We start from the raw sequence: 11,501 nt of genomic DNA, 5'->3' as shown, positions 1-11,501 counted from the left end.
TAATCGTGAGCCGCGAGCTAGAAACGGAGCGCCCCCAGAACCGTAGCTGGAGCTTCTCCCCTTTTTTAAAGGCTCTACCCAGCGGGTTGGAAACTCCCACATTCCAAGGCTGCATGCCTGGCTGATCCGTGACGATTTTCACTCCCGTGCGAGAAACTCCCCCCAGAGTCTCTTGGACTATCGTGAGATTACCCAGAGCACCTTTTTCGGTATAAAACTTCCACTTCTCGCTAGAGACAAGGTTTACCATATCTCTCGAAGTCCCCAAAGCAGTCATCTTTGTGTTCCGAAAGGTAACTGCAGCAAATGCCCCACCAATAACCAGCGCAATCGCAACCATTCCTAGCGGTTTGATGATGATTCTCATATAATTCCCCTAGGCAATCCTTGGTAGAAATACCAGAAATCTTTAGAGGTGTGAGCCCTCACTGCGGGACTACTCGAATCTCAGTCATAGCAACCTCTCCACTGTCTCTGCCGATGAGGTTCATCGGGAGACAAAACTCTTGCCACTTATGCAAGAATCCTTAGGAACGAATTGCCTGTAAATTTCGTTAGGGACAGAGATGCCTACCCTAACATTTACCACGGAGATCGCTGCCTCGCAGGAGGCGCTCTTTGCTTTTCACGATGGCACTGAGGCACTCACCAAGATCACGCCGCCCGGCACTCGTGTCCGTCTGATAGATGCGCCTGCAAAGCTCACGCAAGGCGTGGTCTTTACCCTGGTGGTCTCGCAGCCGCCTGTCTTTGTGCCGCTACGCTGGCGCTGTGAGTTTCTGATCTGGGAGCCGCCTCTGCGCTTTGTGGACCGCCAGGTGCCCGGCAGTGGCCCGTTTGCCTTCTGGGAGCATGAGCATCGCTTTGAAGCTCTGGATGCCAAGCGGAGTCAGTTAACCGACACGATCACCTACACACCGCCGTTTGGGCCACTGGGGAAGCTGGCAGATGCGCTCTTTATCCGCAAGCAACTCACGGAGATGTTTGCCTACCGGCACCGTGTCACAAAGGCGGCTCTGGAGGGCGTTTAGCAGAGTAGGCGCATCCCGCGATAGAGCTCGCGGATTTCAGCGGCTGGGTCGTTTGATAATTTGACTGTGAAAAGTTGCGCACCCCTGTGACTTTTCCGGGTGGACAGCACTCTTAGGGAGTGTAAGTAAGATAGATGAAGTGCTGGAGAGAAGGGGAGGAGATAAAAAAATGTTAGGAATGCTAGAGCTGCTGATCCGATACCATTATGTGGAGGATGTCCCGGGGCTGACAAGTTTGCGGGAGAGTGAAGGAGATCTTAAAGGCGATGAGTCGGGCAGCATTATTGGCGAAGTTGAACAAGAGCGGCTTTCTGACACACGAGGTGCAGAACGGGCGGGTTCTGGTGCATCCAGCACGCAACAAGTTCGAGTGGGCACCGGACGAGCTGAGCTACCGCTCCGCCGTGCTCGACGCCGACGGGCGCATCGCCTCAGTGGGCTGGCCGAAGTTCTTCAATCAGGGAGAGTTCCCCGCGCACGACTCGGTGATCGCACAGGAGCTGGCGAGTGGTCAGGCCATCATCACACACAAACACGACGGCTCCCTCATTATCCGCTCCGTCCTCTCGGACGGGCAGGTCTTGCTACGAACACGCGGCTCGTATGACGGCGGCGAGTACGGCGTGGCGGCACAGGCGGTCGCACAGGCAAAGTACCCTTCCCTGCTCGACCCTTCGGTCTTCCCCGAGGGGTCGCTGCTTTTTGAGTATGTCGGGCAGGCCAACCAGATCGTGGTGCGCTACGAAGGCGACGACGATCTGATTTTTCTGGGTGCCGTGATCCATGACGAGCCCCTTCGTTACCTGCCCTTTGCCGAGCTAAAGCCGCTTGCGGAGCAGCATGGCCTGCGCCTGGTCGAGACCTACGACTGGGCCAAGACGGGCGGGATTGGAGAAGTCCTAGGGCTAGTCCAAGACTGGAACCACGCAGAAGGTGTGGTCGTGCGCTCCGGTGATGGCCAGACGCTGCTGAAAATAAAATCCGCATGGTACTTCGCTCAGCACGCGCTCCGCTGGCACATGACGTATGACAGCATCGTGCGTTTTGTGCTGGATGGCGGCATCACGAACGAAGCTGGCTTGGAGGCCGGGCTCGCCAAAGCGGGCTGGGACTTCGAGATCATTGTCAAGGCAAAAGAGCACTTCGCAACCTATCAAACCCGACGGGCAGAAGCCGAAGCGCTCAAAGCAGAAGTCCAGGCAATTCTGGAGGGCTTCAACGCCACCGAAATTGAGTTTGAAGACGAGCGAGCACGGCGCAAAGCCTTCGCTTCGCTGATTTTCGGCCAGCACGCCCCGCTTGCCAAGTACGCCTTCACGCTCTACGACGGCAAACTTGAGCTGCTAGAATCGGTCTTGCTGAAGAACATCATCTACCAGCGCTCTGGGCGCTAGCCCCCAGAGCGCTTATTTAGCATAGTCCAGCAAGAAGGCAAGCGTGAGGCGGGCCATGTTGCTGACGTAGCCGAAGTCTACTTTGTCGGGGGTGTCGGTGGACTTGTGGTAGTGCGGATACCGATACTCGCCTTCGTAGAGCCCCGTGACGACGTAGCCGTGCTGCTCAAAGGGTACATAGTCCGACGCTTCGACGGGGTCTATTTTTGTCGGGACTTTGACGACGGTTCGGGCGAGCACTTCCAGCCGCGCAACGAGCTTTGCGGACGCGGCGTTATTGCTGGCAACGCCGCCTTCGTCGCGGTCTAGAAACAGCGTCTTCGCCTTATCCGGGTAGCCGACCTGATCCAGATTAAATACCAGCGTGAGCTTCTCACCACGCGCCTTACACTCCGAGGCGTAGGCCGTCGAGCCCCACAGCCCTTGCTCCTCGCCGGAGAAGAGCGCAAAGCGCACGGGATGGCGCATCGGGGTATTTTTCAGGAGCCGGGCGACTTCAAAGAGCACCGCAACCCCCGTGGCATTGTCGTTGGCTCCCGGTGCGGGAGCTTCCGGTGCTCCCAAGTTCTCCTGACGGCTGTCGAAGTGTGCACAGACCAGGATCGCTCCCCCACTGCCACCCGATTTCTCAGCGAGGACATTGTTGAGGGGCCTCCCTTGCTGCGAGTAGGCGTGGCGCTTGGAGGTATAGCCCAGAGCCTTAAAGCGGCCTTCGAGGTGTCCGACAATTGCCAGGTGGTGCTTGGAGAGGGTGTGCCGCGTGGGCCAGCGGGTGGCCAGCTCTTTGACCTCGCGCTCTAAGTTCACCGGAGAGATTTCCTTCAGCAGTGCGTATTTATCCATGCAGGATTGTACCGGAGTTCGCATATCGGGTACAACGACGCATGTGAGTTTTGTCATACGCCTTGTTCGCCCCGAGGATGCTGAGTCTATCCGGGCGATTTATAATGAAGCTGTCCGCACCACAACGGCCACGTTAGATACCCAAGAGCGCGATCTGCCGACGCAGCTTGCCTGGATCGAAAAGCACCAGGGTGATCCGTATCCTGGCTTTGTCGCCGAGGATAGGGAGGGCATTATCCTAGGCTGTGCCTCGCTCTCCCCCGACAACCCGAAACCAGGCTACCGGGGAACCGCAGAGAACTCAGTCTATGTGGATCCCCATGCACAAGGTCATGGGATCGGGGAGGCGCTGCTGCAAGCCCTGCTCGACGATGCTCCTCATCGGGAGATTCGCACCATTGTTGCCCTGATCTCCGCCGATAACCTCGCCTCACTCCAGCTCCATAGAAAGCTCGGGTTCCGCACTCTGGGAACTCTGGAGCGTGTCGGACGCAAGTTTGGCCGGGACGTGGATGTCACGATTCTCCAGCGCCACACTTCCTAAAGGAAGCAAATCCTCCTCCTTCGCTTGCCAGAGGGGGTGCCGGAGTGGTGCGAAGGCAGGGAAGGTAAAAAGCGCGGGAAGGATTGTACCGTGAAGCAGGAATCGCCCCGTAACCGTCGAACTGTCTTTCCTATGAGCAACAGCAACTTAGAGATTCGTGATATTTCCTATCCCCTACGCGAGGGTTTTCCGGTCTGGCCGGGACATGAGGCGGTGAGGCTGACGGTGGTAAAGAGCCACGAGGCGGGCGATGGGGTGCAGGTTTCAGACATGGCGATTGGGTGCCACACGGGGACGCATCTCGACGCGCCACGGCACTTTATCGCAGGCGGCGGACTGGTAGACAAGCTGGACCTCCACGTGCTGATCGGCGCGTGCACCGTGGTCGTCTATGACGGCGAGGGGCCGCTGGACAAGGCGTGGTTTGAGGCGCAGAGCTTGCCCACCCCCATCACGCGGCTGCTGCTCCACTGCGCCATTCACGACGGCAAGCTGGAAGAGTCACGCTTTTTCTCCAACTATGTCGGGATCACCGAGGATGCGGCGCAGTACTTGGTGGAGCGTGGATTGAAGCTGATCGGCACCGACTACCTCTCGATTGGGCCATTCTATGGGGGAAACCCAGAGACCCACCGAGCGCTTCTGGGGCCGGCGGTGATTATCGTCGAAGGGCTGGATCTGCGGGGCGTGGCGGCGGGAGCGTACACCCTGGTGTGCCTGCCCCTGAGCCTCCCCACCGATGGTGCCCCCTGCCGCGCCGTCTTGCTTCCCGCGGGAATGCTAGAAAGCTAAGCCTTTGCGTAGAGGCGGCGGCGGTTCGGAGTGGAAGCGCCCTTGCCGTCTTCGGAGGCGAGCTTGATCTCTTTCGACTGCTTTGGGAGGCTGGGGCTGCTTAGTACCACGGGGCCTTCTTCCACGAGTGGCACCACGTTGACATCCAGCGCGGCCACGTCCTCCAGGGGAGTCAGCTCAAAGACGGGCACCTCAGGCAGGGAAAGACACTGGATCAGGGAGTCAAGCCCCTCAATTCGCTCGTTGGCATGAAGGGTCAGGCGCTGGTGGTGCTCGGTGAGCTTATCGCGCCTTTCCCAGAGCGCATCCACCGCCTCCGAAATCTTGACAACTTGTGCCTCGAAGCTCTGCTCCTGGCTCTGGAGCGCTAGGGCGATGCGGGCTTTTTCTTGAAGGACCTCAGCCAGAAGCTGCTGTAGGGTCTTTTTCTTCTCATCCGCCATGGTCGCCAGTGCGGAGCGAAGGGCCTGAAGCTGCTTGGCATCGTCCGTGTCTTTGGGGAAGGCCTGGAGCATGGCGTAGGCTGCCTCGACACTCAGGTTGATGGCAGGAGCGGCAGGTGCTGGTGGAGCGGGCTGAGGAGGAGGCGGGGTAGGTCGGGGCGGAGGTGCAGCAGGCGTGGGAGCCTCCACTGCCACCGAAATTTCCTCGGGCGCTGTCCCTCTACCCACTAGTCCACGTAGCCGTTCAGTCAGTCTCATATTTCCCTTACATGGTCGGAATACGGGGATCGGAAATTTAGGCAGGAATCAGGGCACGACACGGCCAATTTTTTAGGGGCGGTCACTTTCCCGCCACAGGAGATGGGTAGTCATGAGCAATCGTGTAGGAATCGGCGTCGTCGGGTGCGGCAGTATTGGCATTCGCGGCGCACTGGATCATTTAATTTTAGAAGACGTGCAAGATCAGGTTCATCTGGCCGCCTGCTGCGACCCTGCGCCAGGCCGTGCACAAGCCGCTGCGGAGAAGTATGGCGTGGCGAAAGCCTACGAGACGGAGGACGAGCTTTTCGCCGACCCGAACGTGGACATGGTGATTATCTGCTCCCCCATTGGCCTTCACTACCAGCAAGGCATCAAAGCGATTGAGGCGGGCAAGCACATCCACTTCAACAAGACCATGACGGTCACCAGCGGCGAGGCTTTAGATCTCATTGCGCGAGCCCAAGCCAAGGGCGTGCACTTAGTGGCGTCGCCCGGCCAGATGCTGCGCCCCACCAACCACAAGATCCGCGAGATCATCCAGAGCGGTGGTCTAGGCAAGCTCTCGTGGGCCGTGGCCGGAGCCGCGTTTGGCTCGTACCATGAGCAAGAGGGTGTCCGCACCGGCGACACGCCGCTCAGCAACATCAACCCCAGCTGGTACTGGCGCAAGCCCGGTGGCGGCCCGCTCTACGACATGACGGTCTACGCCCTGCACTCGCTCACGGGTGTGCTCGGGCCCGCCACGCGCGTCACGGCGATGTCGGGTATCGGGATCAAGACCCGCCACTTCAAGGGCGAGGCCTACGAGTGCGACGCCGACGACAACACGGTGATCTTGGCAGACTTTGGCGACAATGTCTTTGCATTTATCCACGGGACGTTCGCCGGAATGGTGAGCGAGTTCGGGCAGCCCAGCTACTTTGGCGAGAAGGGCAGCATTGTCGGCACCAAGCTCAACGGCGAGGCGATTGACTACCCCGGCAAGTCCGAGGGCCTCTCGCCGCTCCAAGTAACGCCTCACGTCGCGGGCAAGTACGCCGCGCACGGAAAGCTCGGCGAGCACCATGTCTACGAAGACACCATGCAGCTCGTCCGCTGGATTCGCGAAGGCAAGCCCAGCATCGTCACGGCGGATCATGCCGCACACGTCATCGAGATCATCGAGGCAGGCTACGCGGCGGCAGAGACCGGCGTCACGCAGGTTCTCAAGACCACGTTCACCCTCCCCGAGGATCTGACAGCGGCTTCGTAGGTTCTCCCGCCCGTTAGAGGGGCGTGACTGGAGAGCTAAAGCTGCGAAGGACGTTCCGCCCATACCGAGTACCCTCGGAATGGCCCGAAGCGGCCTTTGTAGCCACAGGCTCTCCAGTCACGCCCCTCTAACGGGCGGGAGAGCCTAGGAGCACCCCAACTTATCCTACCCGAAATCGCTTCAGGCGCAAGGCATTGGTCACCACCGACACCGACGACAGCGCCATGGCAAGCGCCGCCAGCATCGGGTTTAGGTTTCCACTGACCGCAATCGGAATCCCAATGAGGTTGTAGCCAAAGGCAAAGGCATAGTTCTGGCGAATATTGGCAACCGTCGCCCGTGCCAGCAGGATCGCCCGAACCACACCCCGTAGATCGCCGCCTGTGAGCGTGATCCCGGCGGTCTCCATCGCCACATCGGCTCCCCCGCCCATGGCAATTCCCACCTCGGCGGCAGCCAGCGCGGGCGCATCGTTGATCCCATCTCCCACCATCGCGGGTTTGACCAGCTTGGCGATCTCCGCCGCCTTCCCTTCGGGCCGGACTTGGGCGATAACCTGGGTGATTCCCACTTGCGCGGCGATTGCCTTGGCAGCCGTCTCTCGATCCCCCGTGAGCAAGGTCACCTCCAGCCCCAGCGCCTGAAGCTGTTTTACGGCCTCCACACTGGTCGGGCGAAGCGTGTCAGCCACGGCAACATAGCCCCGGTAGGTTCCGTCAATCTCGCAGTGCAGCAGCGTGGCCTCGGCGGGGGCATCGGTGGGCTCGGAAGCTCCAATAAAGCCCGCATTGCCTGCCCTGAGAGCGTGCCCTCCCACACGTGCCGTGATTCCCTGGCCAGGAACGGCAATGAATGCCTCAACCTCTCCACCGCCGCCCGGCGAGGGAGCATCGGCAAATGCTCGTGCCAGGGGATGCTCACTTGCCACTTCGGCGGTGGCGAGGAGGGCGAGGTCTTGCTCCGAGAGGCTTGAGGCGACAACTTGGGGCTTGCCTTCGGTGAGTGTCCCGGTCTTGTCCAATGCGATACTCTGCACGCCCGCGAGGCGCTCCAGCGACTCGGCATCGCGGATGAGCACCCCTAGCTCCGCACCTCGACCCACTCCCACCATGATCGCGGTCGGGGTTGCGAGCCCCAGTGCGCAAGGACAGGCGATCACCAGCGTGGTCACGGCGCAGGAGAATGCAAAGGCAAACCCACGTCCTACCAGAAGCCAGCCGACAAGTGCGCCAAGCGCAATCAAGAGCACTGCGGGGACGAAGATCGCGGTGATCTGATCCGCAAGGCGCTGGATCGGGGCCTTGCTCGCCTGTGCTTTTCGTACCAGGCGGACAATTTTCGCCAGAGTTGTCCCCTCGCCCACGCGCTCCGCCACAAAGACAAAGCTGCCCGTCTGGTTGATCGTCCCGCCCGTCACCATGTCTCCTACGTGCTTCTCTACCGCCAGCGGCTCCCCGGTGAGCAAGCTCTCGTCGAGGGTAGAGTGTCCCTCCACAATCTTGCCGTCCACAGGCACCGTCTCACCGGGTCGGACACGGAGGTTTTCCCCACGTCGGATCGCCTCAATCGCCACGTCTTCGTCGCCGTTTTCCGTCACACGGTGCGCAATCGTCGCCTGGAGCGCGAGAAGTTTCTCAATCGCCTCTCCCGTGCGACGCTTCGCCCGTGCTTCCAGCCAGCGCCCAAAGAGGATCAGCGTGACGATCACCGCCGCGGACTCGTAGTAGGCATGGTGGGTATGGAGCACCATCGGCGCAACCGTCGCCAGCACGGAGTAGAGGTAGGCGCTACCCGTTCCCAGTACCACCAGCGTGTTCATGTCCGCCGTCCGCTGCTTGAGTGCCCCCCACGCCCCGCGCCAGAACTCCGCGCCACAGTAGAACAGTACGGGAGTGGTGAGAACGAGCTGGAGCCAGAGATTATCGAAGGGGGGCCGCATGGTCATGCCTCCGATAAAGACCGGAAGCGTGAGAGCGGCGGCGAGAATCCAGCCAAGACCCACCCGGCCAAGACCCACCCGGCCTCGTTCCTCGGCCACCCTCCCTGTACTAGGGAGGGTTTGGGAGGGTTCAAAACCAATGTTCTCAATCGCTTCGGCGATGGCTTGTGGATCCGTTTGTGCAGGATCGTAGGCAAAGCTCCCCTCACCCGCGAGAAGATTCACCTCCGCTTTCTCGACACCCGGAACCCGTGCAAGTGCTTTCTCAATGCGTCGCACACAAGCCGCGCACTCCATTCCCCCAATTTTCAGCTCACAGGTCTCTGTCATCTCTGTCTCAGGTACACCCTACAGTCTTACTTGTTCCCATGTGCGGAAAATACCGCCAAGACAGTCCGAAGCACGATCAGGGCATCCAAAACGAGCGACTGTCGCTGTAGGTACTCGGCATCCCGCGCCACTTTATCCGCGTCACTGAGCTCGTCGCGGCCATTGACCTGCGCCCAGCCCGTGATTCCTGGGCATAGCGCATGCACGCCAAGCGCCTCACGCTGTGCATTCAGCTCGATCTGACTAGGCAACGCAGGACGCGGCCCGACTAAGCTCATCTCGCCCACCAGCACGTTCCAGAGCTGGGGAAGCTCGTCCAGCGACGTTTTGCGCAGCCACTTCCCGACGCGTGTGTACGGCTCCAACGCAGAGGCGATTAGCTCCGCCGTGGAGAGATTGGGGGTATCCGTGCGCATCGAGCGGAACTTCAGCAAGACAAACTCTTTGCCGTGTCTTCCAATACGGCGCTGGCGAAAGAGCACAGGGCCAGGCGAGTCAAGTCGAATGAGAGCCGCTAGAACCAGCAAAAGCGGGGCCGTCAGCCCCAACCCCACCAGCGCCGCCAGAACATCCAACAGGCGCTTCATTTCCGAGCCCCCCTAGCCCCCGCCCAGCGGGGGGAAAACAACGTTTTTTCCTTATTGTCCCCTCGCGAAGCGGGGGTTAGGGGGGAGGGGCTTGTTTTGTACACATTGTCCGCCGCGAGCTTGCGCACTTGGGCCACCCCGTCGCGGCCCTTGAGCACCCGCGCCACCAGCAACGCAAGCGGCAACGGCAAGGCCAGCGACTTTCCCCCCAGCGCACTCACGATCTCTCGGAGTGTATAGGGCGCGGCATCCGCGATCACGAAGCGCTTCCCTGCCACTGCCATCGAGCCCAGACGCGCCACGGTAATCGCTGCAGCCGCCGCGTTCTCGACAGCGCAGAGCGTTTTCTTATTCTTCCCATCGCCGGGAATAAAGAACCGCCCCGCCTTTATCGCTGCCTCCAGCTTGGCGATATTTCCTCGGTCGCGCGGCCCGTAGACCGTCGCCAGGCGCAAGTGTACGGCAATCGCGCCGACATCATCGGCCCAGCGGTCAATCAGCTTCTCCGCTGCGAGCTTCGAGGCCGCGTAAGGAGTCGCAGGTGCAGGCGGCGTGTCTTCGGCGATCCCCGTTCGCGGCGTGCTCTCGCCGTAGACTGCGACTGTCGAGAAGAACACAAAGCGCGGCGGGCGCTCGGGGTTGCAGGCATCGAGGAGCTGGCCCGTGAAGCCGACATTGACCTTCTGGTACTCCTCTTTCGTCGCCGTGGGCTGGTGCACCAGTGCGACGCAGTGGAAGATCACATCGGCATCTACGCAGCAAGAGAGGTCGTTAACAAAGCGCACGACGCCCTCGGGTAGCTCGGCGTCGGCTCGGCGCACTAGGCCACGGACTTCGCGAAAGCCCCCGTCGGCCAGCAGCGCCTCACAGAGCGCGTAGCCGACACAGCCGTTGGCTCCGGTGACGAGGGCGATCATACCCTCCTCCCCCGGCCCCTCCTCCCAACCCTGGGAGGAGGTTGGGAGTGAGGGGAGATTTTGTTGTAGATTTCCAGCCACTCGGCGACGCAGACGGGGCGGGAGTAGTGCTCAATCATTTTCTGTCGGCCTGCTCGGCCTAATTTTTGTCTTTCCGGTTCCGTATGAGCCAGGAGCTGCAAAATTGCCTGCGCAATATCTGTCCCGTTTCCTCCGAACAACACTTGCCACCAAGGCACGCTAGAAGCTCGCCTCCAGCGGGGATTCCACCACATCAAGCCATTAAGCAAGTCGGCACACCCTCGAATATTCAGCGCTACCACCGGAATTTCCATAGAAAGAGCTTCCTGCACAGCACAAGGCAAACCTTCCTGCAAAGAAGAAAAGACAAAAATGTTACTAGCAGCCAGAATCTGTTTAGTATCTCGGCGAAAACCGACTAGGCGAACCACTCCTTCCAGTCCATATTTTGAAATGGTTTGTTGCAACTCCGGTTCAAGAATTCCGTCTCCAACAATCACACAACAAAAATCATGGTGGTGCATCGTCACCTGTTTAAGCGCCTCAAGAAGCATCCTGTGCCCCTTTCGCGGAATCAGCTCCCCGATGGTAGAAATCAAAATTCCATCTTCAGGTACTCCCAACTCATCGCGGATTTTCTGACGTTCTTCGGTCGTAACTGTCGCGGGATCGAACTCATCGGTAGAGACGCCGACGCCGTGGGTGAAGTAGACGCGCTCGGGGGGCATGAGCTTCTTGGCTTCTTCAAAATCCCACTGGTTGATCGTGAGCACCGCCTCGGAGAGAAAACGTCCGGCAAAGCTCTCGATGGCGCGATAGAGCGCATTGCTGAGCCTGCCACCGAGTGGGTGAAAATGAAAACCGTGCGCGGTGTAGACGCGCTTCAGCCCCCCCCGCCCCCGAGTTTGGGGGAGCCAGTGTTTCGCCAAAGTGGCGGCGAGCCGCCCATAAAACCCGCCGCTGGGGTTGTGGCAGTGGACGATATCGGGCCGGAGCTTGCGGATAAGCTTGACAAGCTGGACGAGCGCCAGCATGTTCCTCGGATCGAGTGGGTTGCGCTGGATCGGGACGTGGTGCAGACCGTCCGCATGGGCCGCGACATCGTCCTTGAAGCGTGTGAACTGGCAGGCGACATGGGTCTCGTAGC

General features: G+C 60.1%; 12 protein-coding genes. 5 read left to right on the top strand and 7 right to left on the bottom strand.

Features of this window, described 5'->3' with window-relative positions; genetic code table 11:
* A partial coding sequence (locus AC1XOS_RS14100; protein WP_481962860.1) for a hypothetical protein occupies positions 1-250 on the bottom strand: 250 nt, incomplete at its 3' end.
* A 316-nt stretch (positions 251-566) separates the two neighbouring features.
* Here AC1XOS_RS14100 and AC1XOS_RS14095 point away from each other — a divergent pair.
* Positions 567-1,031, top strand: a complete 465-nt coding sequence (locus AC1XOS_RS14095) for an SRPBCC family protein (protein ID WP_481962859.1) — start codon at positions 567-569, stop codon at positions 1,029-1,031.
* 266 nt (positions 1,032-1,297) lie between these two features.
* The gene (locus AC1XOS_RS14090) at positions 1,298-2,425 is read left to right on the top strand and encodes an RNA ligase (protein ID WP_481962858.1); all 1,128 of its coding nucleotides are present in this window, start codon (positions 1,298-1,300) and stop codon (positions 2,423-2,425) included.
* Between the two features lie 12 nt (positions 2,426-2,437).
* Here AC1XOS_RS14090 and AC1XOS_RS14085 read toward each other — a convergent pair whose 3' ends face one another.
* Positions 2,438-3,268, bottom strand: coding sequence for a M28 family metallopeptidase (locus AC1XOS_RS14085; RefSeq protein ID WP_481962857.1), 831 nt, complete (start codon positions 3,266-3,268; stop codon positions 2,438-2,440).
* A gap of 43 nt (positions 3,269-3,311) precedes the next feature.
* Between AC1XOS_RS14085 and AC1XOS_RS14080 the strand changes: the two genes are divergently transcribed.
* On the top strand, positions 3,312-3,812 hold the full coding sequence (locus AC1XOS_RS14080) for an N-acetyltransferase family protein (RefSeq protein ID WP_481962856.1): 501 nt from the start codon (positions 3,312-3,314) through the stop codon (positions 3,810-3,812).
* A 90-nt stretch (positions 3,813-3,902) separates the two neighbouring features.
* Positions 3,903-4,604, top strand: a complete 702-nt coding sequence (locus AC1XOS_RS14075) for a cyclase family protein (protein ID WP_481962855.1) — start codon at positions 3,903-3,905, stop codon at positions 4,602-4,604.
* Here AC1XOS_RS14075 and AC1XOS_RS14070 read toward each other — a convergent pair.
* Positions 4,601-5,305: a hypothetical protein gene (locus tag AC1XOS_RS14070; protein WP_481962854.1), complete on the bottom strand. Its 705-nt coding sequence runs from the start codon at positions 5,303-5,305 to the stop codon at positions 4,601-4,603. The genes AC1XOS_RS14075 and AC1XOS_RS14070 overlap by 4 nt on opposite strands.
* A gap of 112 nt (positions 5,306-5,417) precedes the next feature.
* Between AC1XOS_RS14070 and AC1XOS_RS14065 the strand changes: the two genes are divergently transcribed.
* On the top strand, positions 5,418-6,560 hold the full coding sequence (locus tag AC1XOS_RS14065; RefSeq protein ID WP_481962853.1) for a Gfo/Idh/MocA family protein: 1,143 nt from the start codon (positions 5,418-5,420) through the stop codon (positions 6,558-6,560).
* Positions 6,561-6,720: 160 nt separating this feature from the next.
* Here AC1XOS_RS14065 and AC1XOS_RS14060 read toward each other — a convergent pair whose 3' ends face one another.
* The 4 genes from AC1XOS_RS14060 to AC1XOS_RS14045 all read right to left on the bottom strand — a co-directional run.
* Entirely contained in the window at positions 6,721-8,829 is a 2,109-nt protein-coding gene (locus tag AC1XOS_RS14060; RefSeq protein ID WP_481962852.1) for a heavy metal translocating P-type ATPase, read from the bottom strand.
* A gap of 26 nt (positions 8,830-8,855) precedes the next feature.
* Positions 8,856-9,416 (bottom strand): sugar transferase, encoded by a 561-nt coding sequence (locus tag AC1XOS_RS14055; protein WP_481962851.1) that lies wholly within the window; start codon positions 9,414-9,416, stop codon positions 8,856-8,858.
* Positions 9,413-10,333: an NAD-dependent epimerase/dehydratase family protein gene (locus AC1XOS_RS14050; protein WP_481962850.1), complete on the bottom strand. Its 921-nt coding sequence runs from the start codon at positions 10,331-10,333 to the stop codon at positions 9,413-9,415. The genes AC1XOS_RS14055 and AC1XOS_RS14050 overlap by 4 nt, the downstream gene beginning before the upstream one ends.
* The coding region (locus AC1XOS_RS14045; protein WP_481962849.1) for a glycosyltransferase family 4 protein at positions 10,330-11,501 on the bottom strand (1,172 nt) is incomplete at its 5' end. The genes AC1XOS_RS14045 and AC1XOS_RS14050, both read right to left, overlap by 4 nt.

Source organism: Armatimonas sp., from assembly GCF_964826245.1.
This window is presented reverse-complemented; position numbering and strand designations above follow the sequence as displayed.

Bases quoted from the DNA above. Each gene is read 5' to 3' on its own strand.
- AC1XOS_RS14055 (WP_481962851.1), bottom strand. From the start codon at position 9,416: ATGAAGCGCCTGTTGGATGTTCTGGCGGCGCTGGTGGGGTTGGGGCTG.
- AC1XOS_RS14050 (WP_481962850.1), bottom strand. From the start codon at position 10,333: ATGATCGCCCTCGTCACCGGAGCCAACGGCTGTGTCGGCTACGCGCTC.
- AC1XOS_RS14065 (WP_481962853.1), top strand. From the start codon at position 5,418: ATGAGCAATCGTGTAGGAATCGGCGTCGTCGGGTGCGGCAGTATTGGC.
- AC1XOS_RS14095 (WP_481962859.1), top strand. From the start codon at position 567: ATGCCTACCCTAACATTTACCACGGAGATCGCTGCCTCGCAGGAGGCG.
- AC1XOS_RS14090 (WP_481962858.1), top strand. From the start codon at position 1,298: ATGAGTCGGGCAGCATTATTGGCGAAGTTGAACAAGAGCGGCTTTCTG.
- AC1XOS_RS14060 (WP_481962852.1), bottom strand. From the start codon at position 8,829: ATGACAGAGACCTGTGAGCTGAAAATTGGGGGAATGGAGTGCGCGGCT.
- AC1XOS_RS14085 (WP_481962857.1), bottom strand. From the start codon at position 3,268: ATGGATAAATACGCACTGCTGAAGGAAATCTCTCCGGTGAACTTAGAG.
- AC1XOS_RS14070 (WP_481962854.1), bottom strand. From the start codon at position 5,305: ATGAGACTGACTGAACGGCTACGTGGACTAGTGGGTAGAGGGACAGCG.